This window comes from Pseudomonas sp. NPDC047961 (assembly GCF_050272435.1).
GTDB lineage: Bacteria > Pseudomonadota > Gammaproteobacteria > Pseudomonadales > Pseudomonadaceae > Stutzerimonas.
This window is the reverse complement of record NZ_JBNNMD010000001.1, coordinates 1,028,191-1,048,794: the sequence shown is the minus strand read 5'-3', so window position 1 is coordinate 1,048,794 and position 20,604 is coordinate 1,028,191. Positions and strand designations below refer to the sequence as shown.

General features: G+C 62.0%; 14 protein-coding genes. 6 read left to right on the top strand and 8 right to left on the bottom strand.

The annotated features are described in order from the left end of the window. Positions 1 to 7 precede the first annotated feature (7 nt). From rimA to phhA, 4 genes are all read right to left on the bottom strand, one after another. Entirely contained in the window at positions 8 to 832 is an 825-nt protein-coding gene (gene rimA, locus ACQKIK_RS04985; RefSeq protein ID WP_045430170.1) for a S6 modification regulatory phosphodiesterase RimA, read from the bottom strand. 273 nt (positions 833 to 1,105) lie between these two features. Then, the gene (locus ACQKIK_RS04980) at positions 1,106 to 2,302 is read right to left on the bottom strand and encodes an amino acid aminotransferase (protein WP_499134938.1); all 1,197 of its coding nucleotides are present in this window, start codon (positions 2,300 to 2,302) and stop codon (positions 1,106 to 1,108) included. Further along, positions 2,299 to 2,655 carry a 4a-hydroxytetrahydrobiopterin dehydratase gene (locus ACQKIK_RS04975; RefSeq protein WP_102837853.1) on the bottom strand — a complete coding sequence of 119 codons (357 nt, stop codon included), beginning with the start codon at positions 2,653 to 2,655 and terminating at the stop codon, positions 2,299 to 2,301. Before ACQKIK_RS04975 ends, ACQKIK_RS04980 begins: the two co-directional genes overlap by 4 nt. A 266-nt stretch (positions 2,656 to 2,921) precedes the next feature. Then, positions 2,922 to 3,707 (bottom strand): phenylalanine 4-monooxygenase, encoded by a 786-nt coding sequence (phhA, locus tag ACQKIK_RS04970; RefSeq protein ID WP_499134935.1) that lies wholly within the window; start codon positions 3,705 to 3,707, stop codon positions 2,922 to 2,924. A 265-nt stretch (positions 3,708 to 3,972) separates the two neighbouring features. Here phhA and ACQKIK_RS04965 point away from each other — a divergent pair, with 265 nt between their 5' ends. Further along, the gene (locus tag ACQKIK_RS04965) at positions 3,973 to 5,529 is read left to right on the top strand and encodes a sigma-54-dependent transcriptional regulator (RefSeq protein ID WP_241530283.1); all 1,557 of its coding nucleotides are present in this window, start codon (positions 3,973 to 3,975) and stop codon (positions 5,527 to 5,529) included. 1,405 nt (positions 5,530 to 6,934) lie between these two features. On the opposite strand, the gene ACQKIK_RS04960 is transcribed toward ACQKIK_RS04965, so the two are convergent. The 3 genes from ACQKIK_RS04960 to ACQKIK_RS04950 form a co-directional block, all read right to left on the bottom strand. After that, positions 6,935 to 11,107 (bottom strand): CheR family methyltransferase, encoded by a 4,173-nt coding sequence (locus tag ACQKIK_RS04960; protein ID WP_499134932.1) that lies wholly within the window; start codon positions 11,105 to 11,107, stop codon positions 6,935 to 6,937. 170 nt (positions 11,108 to 11,277) lie between these two features. Then, the gene (locus ACQKIK_RS04955; RefSeq protein ID WP_499134931.1) at positions 11,278 to 12,654 is read right to left on the bottom strand and encodes an L-serine ammonia-lyase; all 1,377 of its coding nucleotides are present in this window, start codon (positions 12,652 to 12,654) and stop codon (positions 11,278 to 11,280) included. 89 nt (positions 12,655 to 12,743) lie between these two features. After that, on the bottom strand, positions 12,744 to 13,694 hold the full coding sequence (locus ACQKIK_RS04950) for an NAD(P)/FAD-dependent oxidoreductase (RefSeq protein WP_499134930.1): 951 nt from the start codon (positions 13,692 to 13,694) through the stop codon (positions 12,744 to 12,746). A gap of 361 nt (positions 13,695 to 14,055) precedes the next feature. Between ACQKIK_RS04950 and ACQKIK_RS04945 the strand changes: the two genes are divergently transcribed. Continuing rightward, positions 14,056 to 15,054 carry a TRAP transporter substrate-binding protein gene (locus tag ACQKIK_RS04945; RefSeq protein WP_499134928.1) on the top strand — a complete coding sequence of 333 codons (999 nt, stop codon included), beginning with the start codon at positions 14,056 to 14,058 and terminating at the stop codon, positions 15,052 to 15,054. 3 nt (positions 15,055 to 15,057) lie between these two features. Here ACQKIK_RS04945 and ACQKIK_RS04940 read toward each other — a convergent pair whose 3' ends face one another. Next, the gene (locus ACQKIK_RS04940) at positions 15,058 to 15,456 is read right to left on the bottom strand and encodes a DUF488 domain-containing protein (RefSeq protein ID WP_499134927.1); all 399 of its coding nucleotides are present in this window, start codon (positions 15,454 to 15,456) and stop codon (positions 15,058 to 15,060) included. Between the two features lie 191 nt (positions 15,457 to 15,647). On the opposite strand from ACQKIK_RS04940, the gene ACQKIK_RS04935 reads away from it, so the two are divergent. From ACQKIK_RS04935 to nosR, 4 genes are all read left to right on the top strand, one after another. Further along, a complete protein-coding gene (locus tag ACQKIK_RS04935) occupies positions 15,648 to 16,001 on the top strand; it encodes a hypothetical protein (RefSeq protein WP_046164049.1) in 354 nt (117 codons plus the stop codon). A gap of 64 nt (positions 16,002 to 16,065) precedes the next feature. After that, a complete protein-coding gene (locus ACQKIK_RS04930) occupies positions 16,066 to 16,506 on the top strand; it encodes a CopD family copper resistance protein (RefSeq protein ID WP_241530291.1) in 441 nt (146 codons plus the stop codon). A 169-nt stretch (positions 16,507 to 16,675) separates the two neighbouring features. Beyond that, complete coding sequence (locus tag ACQKIK_RS04925) at positions 16,676 to 17,932, top strand: acyl-CoA dehydrogenase family protein (RefSeq protein ID WP_499134925.1); 1,257 nt, start codon at positions 16,676 to 16,678, stop codon at positions 17,930 to 17,932. Between the two features lie 437 nt (positions 17,933 to 18,369). After that, complete coding sequence (nosR, locus tag ACQKIK_RS04920) at positions 18,370 to 20,586, top strand: transcriptional regulator NosR (RefSeq protein ID WP_499134923.1); 2,217 nt, start codon at positions 18,370 to 18,372, stop codon at positions 20,584 to 20,586. Positions 20,587 to 20,604: the final 18 nt, after the last annotated feature.

Sequence of the window (20,604 nt, the reverse complement as noted above, 5' to 3'; positions counted from 1 at the left end):
ACCGGGCTCAGCTCGACAGTCCGCCCGGCCACGCCAGGGAATCGGCGTGGCTGCAGCTCTCGAACAGCGGTTTGCTGAACAGATAGCCCTGCATCAGGCTGATGCCCAGGTCGCGCAAAGCCTTGCATTCATCCGGCGTTTCCACGCCCTCAGCGATCACCTGGATGCCCAACTCGTTGCAAATGCCCACCGTGCCGCGGACGATGGCCTGGCGCGAACGGCTCTGATCGATGCTACGGATCAGGTCCATGTCCAGCTTGATGAGGTCGGGCTGGAAGTCGGCAAGCAGGTTCAGTCCGGCGAAGCCGGCACCAAAGTCATCAATGGCCGTGAGAAAGCCGATGCGCTGGTATTCACGGAAAACCTCGGTCAGCCACTTGGCATCGCTGATGCGCTCGCCTTCGACGGTCTCGAAGATGATCTGCTCAATGGGGAAATTGTGGGCGCGGGCCGCTTCGAGCGTCGAGCGGATGCACAGCTCCGGGCGGTAGATGGCGTTCGGCAGGAAGTTGATCGACAGCTTGCTCTGCATGTTCAGCTTGGCGGCTGTCTTGATGGCTTTGACCCGGCAGGCCTGGTCGAAGCGGAAACGATTGTCCTCGGTCACCTGCGACAGCACGCTCGGTGCCGGCTCGCCATTTACGCCGCGGATCAGGGCTTCGTGGGCGAAAACCTCACGCTTGGAGATGTCGACGATCGGCTGGTAGGCGTAGCTGAAGCGAAACCCAAGGCGTTCCCCGCTGGCACAACTGGGGCAGGCGCCGTGTTCGCTGGCCGAATGGCAGCTGTACTCCGATGGGGCAGGGTTACCGTCAGTGTTGCTTTGAATCATGGGCGAACTCGCTCGAAACCTGTTGCTGAAAGATAGCGGCTGATCGGGCCGAGACTGGAGTCCGTTCGTCACCAGAGGGCCATTCCACAAGAATGTCCAGGCGTCATAGTAGGTCAGAAACTTTAGGGATGATGGCTAAATGCTGCGACACTAAGAATTAAGTCGAGTTCCTCTTTCCGCAGTGAGCTTCGTCGTCGTGGCGGGGCCATCCGTTTCGGCAGGAATAAAAAAGGCCGGCATGACAGCCGGCCTCCTGTGCTTCGCTGCGGCGGCTTATGCCGTGACGCGGGCTATGGCCGCCGCCAATTGGTCAAGCCGCGCAGCGTCCAGCCCGGCGATATTCGCCCGCCCGCTTTCGACCAGATACACCGCATCCTCTCGCCGTAGGCGCAGCACCTGCTCGGCGGTGAGGCCGGTGTAGGAGAACATTCCGCGTTGTTGCGCGATATGCGCAAAGCGCTCAGCCAACCCATAGGGTGCAAGCGCTTCCACCAGCCCCTGGCGCAAACCGGCGATGCGCTCGCGTTTGGCGGCGACTTCCTGTTGCCAGAGCTGGCGCAGTTCGGGGTTGGAGAGAATCGTGGCCACTACAGCAGCACCGTGAGAAGGCGGTGTCGACCAGAGGTTGCGCGCCACCGAGGCGAACTGGCTGCGCACATCTATCAGCGACTCGCCGTCAGCGGCGACCACGATCAGCGCACCGGTGCGTTCGCGGTACAGACCGAAATTCTTCGAGCAGGAACTGGTGATCAGCACCTCGGGCAACGCTTCGACAAACAGGCGGACAGCCCAGGCATCTTCATCCAGGCCGTCGCCAAAGCCCTGATAGGCGAAATCGAACAGCGGCAACAGCTCGCGGCGGCGCACGATCTCGAGTACCTGGCGCCAGTCGTCCCGGCTCAGATCGTAGCCGGTGGGGTTGTGACAGCAGGCGTGCAGCAGTACCACGTCACCGCTGGGGATCTGCTCCAGCGCGGCGAGCATGGCCGGCACGTCCAGCCTGTTCTGCGCGTCGACGTAGGGATAATGCTCAACCTTCAAGCGGGCCGCGGCGAACAGGGTTTCGTGGATCGGCCAGGTCGGGTCGCTGAGCCAGAGGCCGCGACCCGGCAGGCACTTGGCGATGAAATCGCCCACCAGCCGCAGCGCGCCGGTGCCGCCGGGTGTCTGGGTGCAACCGGCGCGGTGTTCGGCCAGCGCCGGTGAGCCTTCGCCCAGCACCAGCTGCAACAGCTGCTCGCCGAACAGCGGGTCACCATGGCCGCCGATGTAGCTTTTGGTCTGTTCGCTGTCGATCAGCCGCTGCTCGGCCAGCTTTACGGCCTTGGGGATCGGCGTCAGGCCGAGGGCATCCTTGTAGACGCCGACACCGAGGTCGAGCTTGGCCGGGTTGGGATCTGCTCGATACGCATCGAGCAGACCGAGAATCGGGTCGCCAGGCACCCGCGCCACGTCAGCGAACTGCTTCACTTGCGACCCTCGGCGTTTTTCGCGACCTCGTCGGTGCGCGCGGCCATGATGAAGTCGTTGCGATGCAGACCTTTGATCGAGTGACTCCACCAGGTCACGGTGACCTTGCCCCATTCGGTGAGCAGGCCGGGGTGGTGACCCTCAGCTTCGGCGATCTCGCCGACGGCGTTGGTAAAGGCCAGGGCGTGCTTGAAGTTCTTGAAGAGGAAGACCTTCTCCAGCTCCATGTGGCCGTCGCGGGTTTCGATGTTCCAGTCCGGGATCTGCTTGATCAGCTCGGCCAGTTCGTCATCGGACACCTTGGGTGCGTCGGCGCGGCAGGCTTCGCAGTGGGCTTGGGTGAGGGCGGTCATGGTTGGGTCCTTGTGTGATCGGTTGGTTGAGTGGATCGGTGGGCTAAAGCCCACCCTACGTGATGGGGTTGATAAGAGTTAAGCAGCGTAGGGTGGACAACGCCGCAGGCTTGTCCACGCGAGGGGCCGGTCCGCCGCATTGCCGAGCAACGTAGAGTGGATGACGCCAGAGGCTCATCCACCAATTGGTCGGAACGACCGGCACCGCCGGGAGACGTCGTTGGGAACGAAACGGACGCGTGGAAAATGCTTTGCAGTTTTCCACCCTACGCCGCTTTCGGTGGGAACTTCGGTTGGTGCAGGCCCAGCTGCATGGCGTTGCGTACGTGCGCCATGATGTCTTCATGGGCCACATCGAACAGTCGCTTGAGCTCGGGCAGGACGAAGTACACCGGCTGCAGGATGTCGATGCGGTAAGGGGTGCGCATCGCTTCGACAACGTTGAACGCCTGATGCTCGGGTTCGTCGGAAAGGCTGTAAAGCGTCTCCTTCGGCGAGGAGAGGATGCCGCCACCATAGATGCGTCGGCCCGCTGAAGTCTCCACCAGGCCAAACTCGATGGTCATCCAATACAGCCGCGCCAGGTAGACGCGCTCTTCCTTGGTCGCCTTGAGGCCAAGCTGGCCGTAGGTGTGGGTGAACTCGGCAAACCAGGGGTTGGTCAGCAGCGGGCAGTGACCGAATATCTCGTGGAAGATGTCGGGTTCCTGCAGGTAATCCAGTTCTTCCGGTGTGCGGATAAAGGTGGCCACCGGAAAGCGTTTACTCGCCAGCAGCTCGAAAAAGGTCTGGAACGGAATCAGCGCTGGGACCCGCGCCACCTGCCAGCCGGTGGTCGCATCCAGCACGCGGTTGATTTCGCCCAGCTGGGGGATGCGGTCGTGAGGCAGGGCAAGCTGTTCGATGCCGTCCAGGTATTCCTGGCAAGCGCGGCCGTCGAGCAGTTTCAGCTGGCGTTCGATCAGCGTTTGCCAAACCGCATGTTCACTGTCCGGGTAGTGGATGTGACCTTGCGCATCCGGTTCGCGGGCAATGTATTTAGTGGCTTTCATCTGACCTCCTGAGCGGGGCGGCCGCCTGAGTCTTGTTTTTATGGATGCCTCATCTGATCGCTTTCAGCCCTCTCTGGCGACCCGGAAGAGGCTGCCCTGCGACAATCCGTCTCTGATGTGCGTAACGAAATAATTACGATGTGGCGCGGTTGCATGAAAATCGCCTTGCTCGGCTTCGCTACTGTCAAATAATCTTGACGAAAATCAACGGCGATCCGCAGAAAAGCCGGCGCCGCTCATAACAACAAGCCAAAGGCACCCTTGCATGCGTATCAAGATTCACTGCCAGAACCGCATTGGCATCCTCCGTGACATGCTCGAACTGCTGGTCGCTTACGGCATCAATGTGGCGCGTGGCGAAGTGGGGGGTGAGCACGGTAACGCCGTTTACCTGCATTGCCCCAACCTGATGAACCTGCAGCTGCAGGCGCTGCGACCGAAGATCGAGGCGCTGCAAGGCGTGTTCGAGGTCCGCAAGGTCGGGCTGATGCCCAGCGAACGGCATTCGCTGGAGCTCAACGCGCTGCTTGGCGCGCTGGAATTTCCGGTGCTGTCCATCGATATGGCTGGCGCCATCGTCGCGGCCAACCGTTCCGCGGCGCAGTTGCTCGGGGTTCGCGTGGATGAGGTGCCGGGCATGAGCCTGTCGCGCTACGCCGATGATTTCGACCTGCCGGAGTTGGTGCGCGCCAACAAGGCGCGGATCAACGGCCTGCGCGTGACCATCAAGGGCGACATCTTTCTTGCAGACATCGCACCCTTGCAGTCGGAGCACGATGACAGCGAAGCCCTGGCCGGTGCGGTGCTGACGCTGCATCGCGCCGACCGGGTGGGCGAGCGTATCTACAATGTGCGCAAGCAGGAGCTGCGCGGCTTCGACAGCATCTTCCAGAGCTCGAAAGTGATGGCCGCCGTGGTCCGTGAGGCGCGACGGATGGCCCCGCTGGATGCGCCGCTGCTGATCGAGGGCGAGACCGGTACTGGTAAGGAATTGCTCGCGCGCGCTTGCCATCTTTCCAGCCCGCGCGGGCAATCCCCGTTCATGGCGCTCAACTGCGCGGGCCTGCCGGAATCCATGGCCGAGACGGAGCTGTTTGGCTACGGCCCCGGCGCTTTCGAAGGCGCACGGCCCGAAGGCAAGCTCGGCCTGCTCGAGTTGACCTCTGGCGGCACGCTGTTTCTCGATGGCGTGGGGGAGATGAGTACACGGCTGCAAGCCAAACTTGTGCGATTTCTGCAGGATGGCTGTTTTCGTCGGGTCGGCAGTGACGAGGAGGTCTACCTGGATGTGCGGGTGATCTGCGCGACGCAGCTGGATCTGTCCGAACTCTGCGCCAAGGGCGAATTTCGCCAGGACCTGTATCACCGCCTCAACGTGCTGTCGCTGCACATTCCGCCGCTGCGTGAGTGCCTGGATGGGCTGGAACCGCTGGCGCTGCACTTTCTCGACCAGGCCAGCCGGCAGATCGGTTGCGCCTTGCCGAGCCTCTCGCCGACAGCCCTTGAGCGGTTGGCCGGCTATCACTGGCCGGGCAACGTCAGGCAGCTGGAGAACACGCTGTTTCAGGCGGTTTCGCTGTGCGAGGGCGGAGTGATCAAGCCCGAGCACATCAGGCTGCCCGACTACGGGACGCCGGCACCGCTGGGCGATTTTTCGCTGGAGGGCGATCTGGGCAATATCGTCGGACGCTTCGAAAAAGCGGTGTTGCAGGAGCTGTATCAGCGCCATCCCAGCAGCCGGCTCTTGGGCAAGCGGCTAGGGGTTTCGCATACCACCATCGCCAACAAGCTACGTGAGCACGGGATTGGCAAAGAAGGCTGATTGCCGCCGCGGCGCTGTGGGGATTTGTAGGAGCCAGCTTGCTGGCGATCAGAGGTGGGCGCCGCAGAGGTGTTGCATTTGACGCACCGGATCGCCAGCAAGCTGGCTCCTACGAAAAGCGAGATTGTGCTCGTGTGATGGATTTGCATCTTGCCTCGGTGATCGCTGGCCCATCGCTACGGCTCCCAGCGACCGCGGCCGCACGCACCTGTAGGAGCCAGCTTGCTGGCGATCAGTGGTGGGCACTGCAGAGGTGTTGCGTTTGACGCACCGGATCGCCAGCAAGCTGGCTCCTACGAAAAGCGAGATCTTGCTCGCGCGATGATTTTAATCCTACCGTGGGTGATCACTTGTGCATCGCCACGGCTCCCGGCGACCGCGGTAGCACGCACCTGTAGGAGCCAGCTTGCTGGCGATCAGAGGGGGGCGCCGCAGAGGTGTTGCGTTTGACGCACGGATCGCCAGCAAGCTCGCTCCTACGAAAAGCGAGATCGTGTTCGTGTGATGGATTTGCATCCTGCCTCGGGTGATCGCTTGCCCATCGCTACGGCTCCCAGCGACCGCGGTAGCACGCACCTGTAGGAGGCAGCTTGCTGGCGATCAGAGGTGGGCGCCGCAGAGGTGTTGCATTTGACGCACCGGATCGCCAGCAAGCTGGCTCCTACGAAAAGCAAGATTGTGCTCGTGTGATGGATTTGCATCCTGCCTCGGGTGATCGCTTGCCCATCGCTACGGCTCCCAGCGACCGCGGTAGCACGCGCCTGTAGGAGGCAGCTTGCTGGCGATCAGAGGGGGCGCCGCAGAGGTGTTGCGTTTGACGCACGGATCGCCAGCAAGCTGGCTCCTACGAAAAGCGAGATCTTGCTCGCGCGATGATTTTAATCCTGCCGCGGGTGATCACTTGTGCATCGCCACGGCTCCCGGCGACCGCGGTAGCACGCACCTGTAGGAGCCAGCTTGCTGGCGATCAGAGGTGGGCGCCGCAGAGGTGTTGGGTTTGACGCACCGGATCGCCAGCAAGCTGGCTCCTACGAAAAGCAGGATTGTGCTCGTGTGATGGATTTGCATCTTGCCTCGGTGATCGCTGGCCCATCGCTACGGCTCCCGGCGACCGCGGTAGCACGCACCTGTAGGAGGCAGCTTGCTGGCGATCAGTGGTGGGCGCCGCAGAGGTGTTGCATTTGACGCACCGGATCGCCAGCAAGCTGGCTCCTACGAAAAGCGAGATTGTGCTCGTATGATGGATTTGCATCCTGCCTCGGGTGATCGCTTGCCCATCGCTACGGCTCCCAGCGACCGCGGTAGCACGCACCTGTAGGAGCCAGCTTGCTGGCGATCAGAGGTGGGCGCTGCAGAGGTGTTGCGTTTGACGCACCGATCGCCAGCAAGCAGATGTGCCCCCGGGCTAATGCACGGCTTGCGTCACCGCGTCGATCAATGCTTGCAAGTCGATCGGCTTTCGCAAGTGCAGGGTAAAGCCGGCGGCCTTGGCCTTTTCCACGTCGCGCAGGGTGCCGTAACCGGTCAGGGCGATGCCGGGCGTGTCGGCATTGGTGTTGCCGCCGCGGATCGCCGTCATCATCTTGTGGCCGTCGATTCCCGGCATGCCGATGTCGGAGACGATCACATCGTAGGTGTTCTGCTCAGCGAGTTCGATGCCCTTGGCGCCGCCGTCGGCGGTGGTGACCTTGGCGCCTTCGCTTTCCAGCAGTTCGCACATGGTTTCAAGGATGTCCGGCGAGTCGTCTACCAGCAGGATGCGAATGCCGGCCAAGCCTCCCATATCCCCGTCGTGCTCCAACTCGCTGAGCTCCAGCTCGGTCTGCAGGTGGATCGGCAGCCAGACGCTGAAACGGGCACCGCGCCCGATGCCTTCGGAGAAGGCTTCGATACGGCCGCCGTGCGCTTCCACCAGCTGTTTGACCAGCGCCAGGCCGATCCCCAGGCCATGTTTGGAGCGCTGCGAATGTTGCATTTCCGCCTGGCCGAACATGTCGAAGACCTTTGGCAGGAAGTCTGCGGAGATGCCTTCGCCAGTGTCGATCACGTCGAGGCGCGCCAGGTTGCCATCGCGCTCCAGTTGCATGCAGATGCGTTCGCCGCCCTTGGTGAACTTCCAGGCATTGTTCAGCAGGTTCCAGATGATCTGGTCCAGGCGCGTCGGATCGGCGTGGACGTAGATCGGCTGGCTGGGCTTCAACACCTCGAAGGTGACGCTTTCCGCCTGTGCCAGCGGGGCGAATACCGCTTCGATGCCGTGCAGCACGTTTTGGTAAAGCAGGGTTGAGAATTGCAGCTTGAGCTTGCCGGTACGGATGCGGGACACGTCCATCAGGTCGTCGATGATCCGTGACTGGCTGCGAACCGCGTTCTGAATCGACTGGGTTGCCTTGCGCAAGCTTGGGAAGTTTTTCGCGGCCTGGGAGCGCGCGACCAGGTCGGTGTTGAGCTGGATCAGGTTCAGCGGGTGCTTGAGCTCGTGCGACAGCACGGCGAAAAACTGATCCTTCTGCATGTTGGCAGCCTGGATGTTTTCCAGCTCGTTGCGCTGGTGGGCCTCCTGCTCGCGCTCCTCGGTGAGGTCGCGGGCGATCTTGGCAAAACCGATAACCTTGCCGTCGTTATCCACCAGCGGGTTGACCAGGCCGCTGAAAAAGCACCGACTGCCATCCTGACGCACATGCCAGCGCTCATCGGCGGATTGGCCTTGTTCAAGGGCACGCTGTCGTTCAGCGCTGGGCACACCCTGGTTGCGGTCCTCTTCGGTATAGAGCATGTCGATGCTCTTGCCGATCACATCCTGCTCGCCGTAGCCGAATATCTTCTCCGCGCCACGGTTCCAGGTGGTGATGAGGCCCTCACAGTTCAGCGTGATGATGGCGTAGCCCTTGGTGCTCTGTGCAAGGAGCTTCATATGGGCTTCACCGGCACGCAGGCTTTCTTCGGCACGGCGTCGGTCGGTGATGTCGATGAAGGTCAGCACGGCACCCTGTATGCGGTCATCCAGCGTGCGGTAGGGCACGAAACGCGCGAGGAACCAGCGGTTGTCGTCCTTGGACCTGACTTCCCGCTCGACCAGGTGCAACTCGTCGAAGGCTTTCGCAGCGTCCGCGTGCAGCCCGTGGTAGTCGAGACGATGGGTGATGTCCGAAAGTGAGCGGCCGGCATCGTTGCCGATCACGTTGAAGATTTCGCGTGCGCGGGGCGTGAACCACTTGATGCGCAGCTTGCGGTCGACAAAGACCGTGGCGATGTCGGTTGAGGAGATCAGATTCTGCAGGTCATCGTTGATCTTGCTGGTTTCGTCGACCTTGGCCTTGAGCTCGGAGTTGACCGTGGTCAGCTCTTCGTTGATCGACTGCAATTCTTCCTTGCTGGTCTCCAGTTCCTCGGTGGCCGAGCGCAGCTCTTCGTTGATCGCCTGCAATTCTTCGTTGGACGCACGCAACTCTTCAGTCGAGGTTTCCGAGTGCTCCATGGTGATCTGCAGCTGCTCCTTGGTCTGCTGCAACTCGGCCTCGAGTTGGGTCAGCACGCTGTCCTTGGTGTCGGAATGCTCCTGAGCACTGCTGTCCATGCAGGCTTCAACCTCATCGAAGATCACCAGCATGTAGTCGCTGCCGGCCCCGCTGTCGCGGAACGGGCGGACCACCATGTTCACGTAGAAGCTACGGTCGTCGCGCTCCAGCCGAACCCGTCGCGCCTCGACGCTCTTGCCGGTGTGAGTCGCCTGATACAGCGCGGTGCGCAGCTCGAGCCGCAGTTGCGGGTGTATCAGCGTCGTCAGGTTCAGCGAAGGCTCGCCGCCGACATAGCGCAGGAAGTTCCCGGCACGATCGGACATGTGCACGATCTCGGCGTCATGGTTAACGATGACGCTGGGCGGGGCGTACTGCTCGAGCGCACGCTGGTGGACATCGGCGTAGGAAAACTTGCGGTGGCGTTTTGAGGATTCACTGAAGGGCGGGCGACTCGGTGCGCTCAGCGTAAAGCCGTGGTACGGGCCGGTGGGTGCGCGACGCAGCGCGGATGACACCTCCTTGGCGCGATATATGCGGTTCTTCTTATCCACCGGTGTGAACAGCTGACTGCAGGCATCGGCGGTCTCGGAGCTGCCAAGGAAGAGGTAGCCGCCTGGATTGAGGGCGAAGTGAAACATGCGCAGCACTTCGAGCTGAATGTCCCTGTCCAGGTAGATCATCAGGTTGCGGCAGGAGATCAGGTCGAGTCTGGAAAACGGCGGGTCACGCAGGATGTTGTGGCGGGCAAACAGGATCCGCTCGCGCAGCTCCTTCTGCATGCGGTAATGATCCTGTTCCTTGATGAAGTACTGTCGCAGCCGGGTGGGCGGCACGTCGGTCACGATGGCTTCCGGATAGACACCGGCGCGAGCGGTTTCCAACGCCCGATCATCGATGTCGGTGGCGAACACCTGCGAATGGATTTCTCCATGAGCATTGCTGACTTCCGCCTGGTCGTTCAACAGCATGGCCAGTGAATATGCCTCTTCACCGGTCGAGCAGGCGGCCGCCCAGACGCGAATCGATTTGTCTTCACTGTGCTGTTTGCGCTCGAACAACGAAGGAATGATGTCGCGCTCCAGCGCTTCAAACGCCTCGCGGTCGCGGAAGAAGTTGGTTACGCCGATCAGCATGTCGGCCAGCAGGGCCGGCGTTTCTTCCGGGTGGCTTTGCAGGTGCTTGGCGTAGCTGGGCATGTCGCGCACGGCATTGACCTGCATGCGACGCTCGATGCGGCGCAGCACCGTGGCCTGTTTGTAATGACGGAAGTCGTGTCCGGTGCGGGCCCGGAGTGCAGCGAGAATTTCTCGCAGGGCCAATTCGTTCGGTTTGGATTGCGTATGGGCCTGGGCGGATTCCAGTTCGCCCTGGTCCTCGTTGGCCTGTTCGGTGTCGCCCGGCGACGCGATCGGGTCCTGCCGGTTCAGCAGAACTTCCTGGTTGCGGCGCAGCTCGACCAGCCGCTCGGGCATGTCGGCAACCGGCAGCACGATATCCACCATCCCGGTTTCGATGGCGTTGCGTGGCATCGAATCGTATTCGGCATCTTCCGGTGTCTGCGCCAGGGTGACACCGCCTTGCTCCTTGATGCGGGCCAGCCCGACCGAGCCGTCCGCGCCGGTGCCGGACAACACAATGCCCATGGCGTGGGTGTGATGCACATCGGCCAGGGCGCGAAAGAACAGGTCGATGGCCACCTGAGCACCGCGCTCGCGCTCAGGCTTCGCCAAGCGCAAATAGCCGTCATTCATCGACAGGTCCATGGCCGGGGGAATCACGTAGATGTGGTTACGCTCGATGGGCACCGGCTGGGTGACCTGCAACACCGGCATCCGGGTGACATTTTGCAGGATCTTGTCGACGTTGCTTTCGTGCTTGGGTGAGAGGTGCATGATCACCACGAACGCCATGCCGCAGTCGCTGGGCATGTGTTCGAAGAGGGTCAGCAACGCCGTGAGGCCGCCGGCCGAGGCCCCGATCCCGACTACCGGGAACTTCAGGGTGCTGCGGGTGAGCTGGCTATTTTTCGGCGTGGACGCCTCATGGCTGGTGGTCATCTAATCCTCGGCATTATTTCCGGATGCTTCCGGGGCGGAGACGCATGTAGGGAAGACAGCGAGACCTCGGGTGGATTCCTTTGCCACCCCAGGCACTGCTGAACGGATGATAAAGCTTCGCGGTGCGGATTACTGCCGATGAAACGGTCAGTGATGAGCCGCAAATGGAGTCAGCACTCGATGATGTTCACCGCCAGCCCGCCGCGAGCGGTCTCCTTGTACTTGCTCTTCATGTCGGCGCCGGTCTGGCGCATGGTGCGGATCACCTTGTCCAGAGAGATGAAGTGCTTGCCGTTGCCGCGCAAGGCCATGCGTGCCGCGTTGATCGCCTTGACGGCGCCCATGGCGTTGCGTTCGATGCAGGGCACCTGAACCAGCCCGCCGACCGGGTCACAGGTGAGCCCGAGGTTGTGCTCCATGCCGATCTCGGCCGCATTCTCGACCTGCTGCGGCGTACCGCCCAGCACTTCGCACAAGGCGCCGGCAGCCATGGAGCAGGCCACGCCCACTTCCCCCTGGCAGCCGACTTCGGCCCCGGAGATCGAGGCGTTTTCCTTGTAGAGGATGCCGATGGCCGCCGCGGTCAGGAGGAAACGCACGACGCCGTCTTCGTTGGCGCCGCGGATAAAGCGCATGTAGTAGTGCAACAGGGCAGGCACTATCCCGGCGGCGCCGTTGGTGGGCGCCGTCACCACACGGCCGCCCGCGGCGTTCTCCTCGTTGACGGCCAGCGCGTAGAGGTCGACCCAGTCGAGTACGCTGAGTGCGTCACGCAGGTTGGCTTCGGGGTGCTCGCTGAGCTGACGGTAGAGACCGGCGGCGCGGCGCTCGACCTTGAGCCCGCCGGGCATTACCCCTTCGGTGTTGCACCCGGCCTTTACGCATTCCTGCATCACTTGCCAGATCTTCAGCAGGCCTGCCCGTGTTTCGGCCTCGGGGCGCCAGGCGGCCTCGTTGGTCAGCATCAACTGGCTGATGGAGAGGTCATGCGTGTCGCACAATTCGAGCAGTTCGCTGGCGCTGTGAAAGGGCAAGGGCAGTGGCGTGGTGTCCTCGACGATGCGGTCATCGCCCGCCGCCTGGTCATCGACAACAAAGCCGCCGCCCACCGAATAGTATTCTCGGCTGCGCAACTGCAGCCCGGCGGCGTCGAAGGCGCGAAAGATCATGCCGTTGGGGTGGAACGCCAGTGGCTTGCGTATGAATTGCAGGTCATTGCCGGTCTCGAATCGAATGAGTTTTTCACCCAGCAGGCGCAGCTCGTGGGATTCACGCATCGCTGCCATGCGCGGGGGGATGTCGCGGGTATCGATGTCCTCGGGCCGCTCGCCTTCAAGGCCCAGTAAAACGGCCTTGTCACTGCCATGGCCCTTGCCGGTGGCACCGAGCGAGCCGTACAGCTCGACCCTCAGGTGTTCGGTGGCGGTCAGCAGGTCGTCACGCCTGAGCCCCTCGGCAAACCGTAACGCGGCGCGCATCGGCCCCACCGTATGCGAGCTGGACGGGCCGATACCGATCTTGAACAGGTCGAATACGCTGAGTGACATGGAAGGCTCCAAAGCGAACAGGCTTGTTATTCAGCCTAGACCGTCGCTGCAATCGAGCCGGTGCAAAAGTCGCCGCTGCACTCGTTTTTTCAACGAGTCGCCTCCGTGCCGCCCCACGGGTTGGCTTCGAGGCTGTTATGCACGGCCGTTGCCGCCTGCGCCGCCTGGCCGATGGCAACAGTCATCTGCTTCAGGCCCATGGTCACATCGCCGATGGCATAGAGGCCGCGCAGGCTGGTTTGCAGGTGGTCGTCTACCCAGATGCCACCGCACTCGTCACAGTCGACGCCCAGCTGCAGCGCCAGGTCGGAGCGAAACCGCGCGCCCAGGCTGGGGTAGATGATGTCGAAATGGTGCCGCTCGCCACTGCAGGTCAGCAGTTCGATGCCATTCTCGCAGGGGTGAAGCGACTCGACGCGGTCGCTGATCACGCGGATATCGTAGTGCTCGGCCAGTGCGAAGGCCTGGTCGCAGGCATTGGGTTCGCCATGCACCACCACCGTGACGCGATCGGTGAAGGTGCGCAGGAACACCGCATGGCTGATCGCGTTTTCTGCCTCGCCGTAGACGGCGACATTGTCCCCGTCGACCTCGTAGCCGTCGCAGATCGCACACAGCCGCACCTTGCCCTCACCGATGGCCTGCTCGACATCCGGCATGTCCGGCAGGGTGTCCTCGATTCCGGTGGCGAGGATGATCCGTCGGGTCACGCAGGTGGCATTGCCATAGCGCACGCTGAAGCCATCGGCATGTGGCTCGATGTGCTCGACCCGGCCTTGCTCGAGCCGCGCGCCATAGCCCCTGGCCTGTTCACGCAGGCGGGCGAGCAGGTCATTGCCGTTGATGCCCGGCGGGAAGCCTGGGTAGTTATGCGATCGCGGTATCCATGAGGCACGGCTGGAGCCGGCATCGATGACCATGCAGCTGCGGCGGAAGCGGGCGAGATAGAGTGCCGCCGTCAGCCCGCCCGGCCCGCCGCCAACTATCAGGCAGTCGATCACGGCGGGGTTCTGCGAGGAGGGGGTCGAAAACTCGTTCATGGCTGACCGGATGGCTGAGGGTGTTGCCTGTAGAAAGGGGCAGCGGATCGAAAGTTCGGCCGTTCCGATGAGTGAGATGTGCTGTTTTGAGAGCTGGTTGGACTTTCTGGTGCTTGTGCCATCAAGGGTGATGGCCAAGACTTTCCGCCTCGGTTGGCACAGTCGTTCCGCACCCGGTTCGACGTCACCCGCATTCCAATAAAGGCCAGGCGCCGACCGCCGCAGTCGAGATGATCTGGCTAACTCAAACCAAAGAATGGACCGACCACGCCACGGTGTGAGTCAGGTCCCGTCGTTATTCGATAACCGCTCGAACGGTGCTCACAAGGCGTCGATTCGGGCTATTCCCGTTGGGGGTCAGATGTTCAAGTCTTGTGTTGCTGCGTTGGTCGCGGTCCTGTGTGGGTTGAGTGCCTCGGTCATGGCGGCCGATGGGGAGCCTTTCGTTATCAAGTTCGCCCACGTGGTGGCGGACGACACGCCCAAGGGCAAGGGCGCCTTGCTGTTCCAGAAGCTGGTGCACGAGCGTCTGGCGGACAAGGTCAAGGTCGAGGTGTACCCGAACTCGACACTGGTCGGTGATGCCGAGGAGATGCAGGCGCTGCTGAACAATGAGGTGCAGATCCTCGCGCCGTCCCTGTCGAAGTTTGGCAAGTACACGAAGAAGCTGCAGGTGTTCGACCTGCCGTTTCTGTTCGACGACGAGGCCGCCGTCCAGCGTTTCCAGTCGCGTGAGACGAGCCGTGATCTGCTGCGCTCCATGGCCGACTCAGGGATCTATGGCCTGGCCTACTGGAACAACGGTCTGAAGCAGCTCTCGGCCACGCAGGCGCTGCGTCTGCCGGGGGACGCCGCTGGCCTGGCGTTTCGTATACAGCCCTCTGCGGTACTGGAGGCACAGTTCAATGCGGTAGGCGCAAAGCCGGTAGTGCTGCCCTTCGCCGAGGTCTACAAGTCGCTGCAGGCGGGCGTGGTTCAGGGCGCGGAAAACCCCTGGTCGAACATTGCCAGCCAGAACATGCACAAGGTCCAGCCGTTCATCACCGAGAGCAATCACGGGGTGCTCAATTACATGCTGGTGACCAGCTCGGAGTTCTGGATGAGCATGCCGTTTGCGGTGCGCTCTGAACTCGAGGGCATCATTCTCGAGGTGACCCAGGCGGTTAATCGGGAAGCTGCTGCGCTGAACCAGCGCGACCGCGACCGCATCCTCGCCAGTGGCAGCAGCAAGCTGGTCGCCCTTACGCCCGAGCAGCGCCAGGCCTGGCGGGAAAAGATGATGCCGGTGTGGCAGTCGTATGAAAACGAGATCGGTGCTGACGTGATCCGCGCCGCATTGACGGTCAATCGCAAGCGCTAATCGTCACCCCCGCTCGCCGGCGTAGCAGGTCGGCGAGCTTGGTTCATCGCGCCGCTCCAACTCTTCTTCCAGCCATTCGGCCAGCACCCGCGCATTGTTCTGCTGCTCGTCGCGCGCCGCGTAGACGAGGGTCAACGGGCCTCTGGCCGCAATATCCAGCAGCGGCCACCAATGCTCCGGGTGGCCCGCCAGTTCCCGCCGATAATCGTCTCGAAAAATCTCGAACGTCAGCTTGCCGGCTTTGAAGGCGCGCCGCAGTTCGCTCGACGGCGCCAGCGCCTTGCACCAGTCATGCAGCGCCAGCGATTCCCTGGTCCGGTTGCGCGGCCATAGGCGATCGACCAACACCCTGTGGCCGTCATCGCGTGCCGGCGGCTCATAGGCGCGTTTGCAGCGGATCATCAGTCGGCCTCCATTGAAAGAACGGCGTTCCTTTCAGGGTATAAAGTATTCGTATGCGGGTAAAAATAACCTATCTGCATGGGGTATAAAAGACAACATGATTAGCAAAGCATTGAATTTAAAGGGATATTAAAGCGGCACGCTTCATGACTGTGTACAGGGGAACGACACAGCACACAACGGAGCATCGTATGAAGAATTTAGTCGCTTTGGTTACCTGCGCAACCCTGCTGACCAGCTCGCTGGCTGGCGCCGACGAGGTGGTATCGGCGCGTGAGGATCGCGTCGTTGGTGGCGGTTTCGGTGGGCTCAGCGGGTTCATGCTGGGCGCAGCAGCCGGCGGACCCATCGGTGCGCTGATCGGCGGTGGCCTGGGCTACCTGGCCGGGCAGGGTGTGCAGGAGGCGGCCGGGCTGGAGCAAACCCTATATGTGATCGAGAAGGACGACGGCAGTCGGACGCGGCTGCGGACGTCGAACAACGACCTGGTCGCCGGACAACAGGTGCAGCGCGAGGGTGGCGAGCTGACAGCGCTGAATCGCTAGGGCCTGTTCTGCCGATGCCGGTGGCTTTGCTAGGCTGGCCGGCATCACAACCGAAGGAGCCGTGATGAGCTATTCCCTGTTGCATGTCACCCATCTGCTGGCGGCAATCTTCTTCATTGGCACCTTGTTCGTTGAGGTCGCGGTGCTCAGCCGCGTGCGCCAGCAAATCGAGCCGGAGCTGATGCAGCGAGTCGACAAGGCCGTCGGTGCGCGGCTGCGGGTGGTGCTGCATTGGGTCGTGCTGTTTGTCTATGGGGCCGGTATCGGTCTGGCCTGGTTTCACCGCCAGGCATTGGCAGATCCATTCGCCAGCAGCTTCGCGACCTTGCTGTCGCTGAAGATCCTGCTGGCGGTCGGTGTGTTCTTCACCTTCGGCATGGTCGCCATGCTGCTGCGTAGCGGGCGGATGACGCCGGCTCGCTATCGGCGCATCCACTGGGCGATCTTCGCGCAGATGGTGGGCATCGTGCTGCTGGCCAAGGGGATGCTCTACCTGCACTGGTAAGGGAGGCTCTAGTGCATTGGCGCCTGGCGAACGATGACCTCGGTCAATCCTGCCGCGCTATCAGTCACCGTGATTGGCGGTCGATTCAGCGGCTTTAGGCTCGTTCTTTTTCTGCCGCACCAGGCCTATGGTGAATGCATCCAGACCCGTCAGATCGCCGAGGTATCCGATGCATTTCGCCTATAGCCCACGTGTCGACGCGCTGCGTCAGCAGCTACTCGCGTTCATGGACCAGTACATCGTGCCGCGTATTGGCGCTTGGCATGAGGAGGTCTCCGCAGGCGCCTACCCGGTTTCGTTCATGGAAGACCTGAAAGCCTTGGCGCGTTCCGAAGGCTTATGGAATCTGTTCCTGCCGTCACTAGGCGAAGATGAGCCGGGCATGGGCCTGAGCAACCTCGAGTACGCACCGCTGGCGGAGATCATGGGCCGCGTGCACTGGGCGTCGGAGGTGTTCAACTGCAATGCGCCGGATACCGGGAATATGGAGCTGCTGCACATGTTCGCCACGCCGGAGCAGCGCGAGCGCTGGCTGAACCCCTTGCTTGAAGGCGAGATCCGCTCGGCCTTCGCCATGACCGAACCGGACGTGCCGTCCTCCGATGCCACCAATATCCAGACGCTGATCCGCCGCGAGGGCGATGATTACGTGATCAACGGCCGCAAGTGGTTCATCACCAACGCCTCGCACCCCAACTGCAAACTGTTGATCGTCATGGGCAAGACCGACCCGGACGCGGAGACCCATCAGCAGCAGAGCATGATTCTGGTGCCGTTCGACACGCCCGGCGTCGAGCTGGTACGTAACATTCCGGTGATGAATCATCTGGCGCCGGAAGGCCACAGCGAATTGGTCCTGCGTAACGTGCGGGTACCGGTAGCCAATCTGCTGGGCAAGGAGGGCGACGGTTTCATGATGGCCCAGGCGCGACTCGGCCCGGGTCGTATTCATCACTGCATGCGCTCGATAGGCATGGCCGAGCTGGCGCTGGAACTGATGGTCGAGCGCTGCCAGGAGCGCAAGGCGTTCGGCAAGTATCTGCAGCAATACTCGAACATCGGCGATTGGATTGCCGAGTCGCGCATCGAGATCGAACAGGCGCGTCTGTTGGTGCTGAAAACCGCCTGGATGATTGACGAGGTCGGCGCCAAGGCGGCGCGCAAGGAGATCTCGATGATCAAGGCATTGGTGCCCAGAATGCTCGCCAACGTTGCGGATCGAGCCATGCAGGTCTACGGCGCGATGGGTTTGACGCCGGACACGCCGCTGGCGGACATGTGGACCGGCGGCCGTGCCTTACGCTTCGCCGACGGCCCCGATCAGGTGCATCTGCGCAGCATTGCGCGGATGGAAATCAAGGCCAGCGAAGCCAATCGTGGTGCGACGGCGGCTTACCTGACACCGCCTGGGCGTCACGGCTCGTGACGGTTGTGGGTGGAGCAGCGTTCCGCCCGATCCCGGCGCGATGGGTACCCGATTTCGACCGCCTGCTCGTCACGCCTTAGTGCAGCAGGTGCCTTCCCGCAGCGCGATGTACGGTCAATTGGTGGGCTGAAGCCCGCCCTACGGCTCCTGTAGAGCAAGCTCGCGATGTGAGCGTCTGCAAAGCCGTTTCGCCGCACATCCGCCCATGGTTGCTTATAGACGGACGGGCTCGCCAGCTGCCGAATATAGCCCTTGCCTGCGGCAGCGTTCGTATAAGGTGTAGAGGCACATTCGCGAACCAGCGGCACCCACCTCCCTCCCGCATTGACATGGCTCAATGCAATCACAGGTACCGGCCAAGCTTGATATCAATCAAGGAGAGCGCCGGGCCTGCTCCCTACCATCACTCCATATTCGCAAACCTAAGTAGGTAGGCCATGACTTCCCGTTTCTCTTTCGCAGCTGGCACCAGAGGCGCATGGGGGCTCGGCTTTGTCCTGCTGCTGGCGCTGATGCTCAGTGTCTCCACCGTGCAGGGCAAGGAATACGAGGTCGAGCAGCAGCGCATCGAGCAATTCTTCCCACGCGCCAGCGTTTCGGCCGCCGAAGGCGACTATCAGGTCCGCACCCTCTCGAAGGATGACGAGGTGCTGGGTTATGCCTTCCAGACCATCAACGTAGTCGATATTCCGGCCTACTCAGGCAAACCGATCAATATGCAGGTGCTGCTCGATCCGCAGGGTGTGATCGTTGATGCCTATGTGCTCGAGCATCATGAGCCGATCCTGCTGGTCGGCATTCCGATTGAAAAACTCCATGCATTCACGGCCAAGTACGAGGGTATCAAGGTCGACCAGCGGGTCGTGGTCGGCCACTCCAGTGACGAGAAGGCAGTCACCATCGATGCGGTCACTGGCGCCACTGTCACTGTCATGGTGGTCAATGAAACCGTCATGCGCGCCGCTCGCGATGTTGCCGTGTCGCTTGGGCTGGTGGAGGACAAAGTCGGTGCGGCGCAAAAGCCGGCTACCGTCCGCGAGGATTATTACGAGCCCGCCAACTGGAGCGAACTGACGGGTAACGGCGCGATTCGCCGCCTGCATCTGACCAGGGGCGACATCGATCAGGCGTTCAAAGGCACCGAAGCCGAGGGCATCGACGAGGCTTCACCGGAAGAGGTCGGCGAGACTTTCATCGACCTCTACGCCACCCACCTGAACCCGCCCACCATCGGCCGGGCCCTGCTTGGCGACGCTCACTACGCCGACCTGGTGGAGGAGCTCAAGCCAGGCGAGCACGCGGTCGCGGTCATGGCCAGCGGCGAATACTCCTTCAAGGGTTCGGGCTATGTGCGCGGCGGCATCTTCGATCGAGTGCAGCTGCGCCAGTTCGGCAACGTCATCAGCTTCCGCGACATGGACTTCCAGCGCCTCGACGACGTGTATGCCGAAGGCATGCCGGATTTCAGCGAAATGGCGGTGTTCATCGTCCGTGAGCATTCTGCGTTTGATCCCGGTTCGCCGTGGACACTGGAGTTGCTGGTGCGCCGCCAGACCGGCCCGATCAGTGGCATGTTCACCAGCTTCGAACTGCCGTACGAGATGCCCGAGCAGTACATCGAGCGCCCGCAACCAACCGCCGAGGAACTGGCTGCGGCCGAGGAGGCCAACCGGCCGATGTGGGTCACCATCTGGTACCAGCAGAGCTTCCAGATTGGCGTGATCCTGGCCGCGCTGCTTCTGCTGACCGTCATCCTCTTCATGCAGGACAAACTCACCCAGCACCCCAACTTCTTGAAGAAGCTGCGCCACGGCTACCTGATCTTCACCGTGGTGTTCATCGGCTGGTATGCCCTGGGGCAGCTGTCGGTGGTCAACGTGCTGACCTTCGTGCACGCCCTGGTGCAGGACTTCCGCTGGGAGCTGTTCCTTACCGATCCGGTGATCTTCATCCTCTGGGTCTTCACCGCCGCCAGCATTCTGCTCTGGGGCCGTGGAGTCTTCTGCGGCTGGCTGTGCCCCTTCGGGGCGTTGCAGGAGCTGATCAACGAGGCTGCTCGCAAACTCAAGATCCGTCAGTACGAGGTGCCCTTCGCGGTGCATGAGCGGCTCTGGGCGATCAAGTACATCGTGCTGCTGGTGCTGTTCGGCATCTCGCTGGAGTCGATGACGATGGCCGAGAAGGCCGCCGAGGTGGAGCCGTTCAAGACAGCCATCACCCTCAAGTTCGACCGTCAATGGTGGTTCGTCGCCTACGCCGTGGCCCTGCTGGCAATCAACATCTTCACCCGCAAGGTGTACTGCCGCTACGTCTGCCCGCTGGGCGCGGGGCTGGCGATCACTGGCCGCTTCCGCCTGTTCGACTGGCTCAAGCGGCGCAAGGAGTGCGGCAACCCCTGTCAGGTCTGTGCCAACGAATGCGAAGTCCAGGCGATTCATCCGGACGGGCACATCAATCACAACGAGTGCCACTACTGCCTCGATTGCCAGATGACCTATCACAACGAAAACAAGTGCCCGCCGCTGATCGTGAAGAACAAGCGCGCCAAGCGCGGCAAGAAAGCCCCGGCCGGCCCAACGCTGATTCCCGTAGTGCAAGTGGTAGACCCGCAGAGCGGCACGCCTGATCGCGAACGCTCGCAACCGATCGTTTGACCTGTCCGTACACGATAA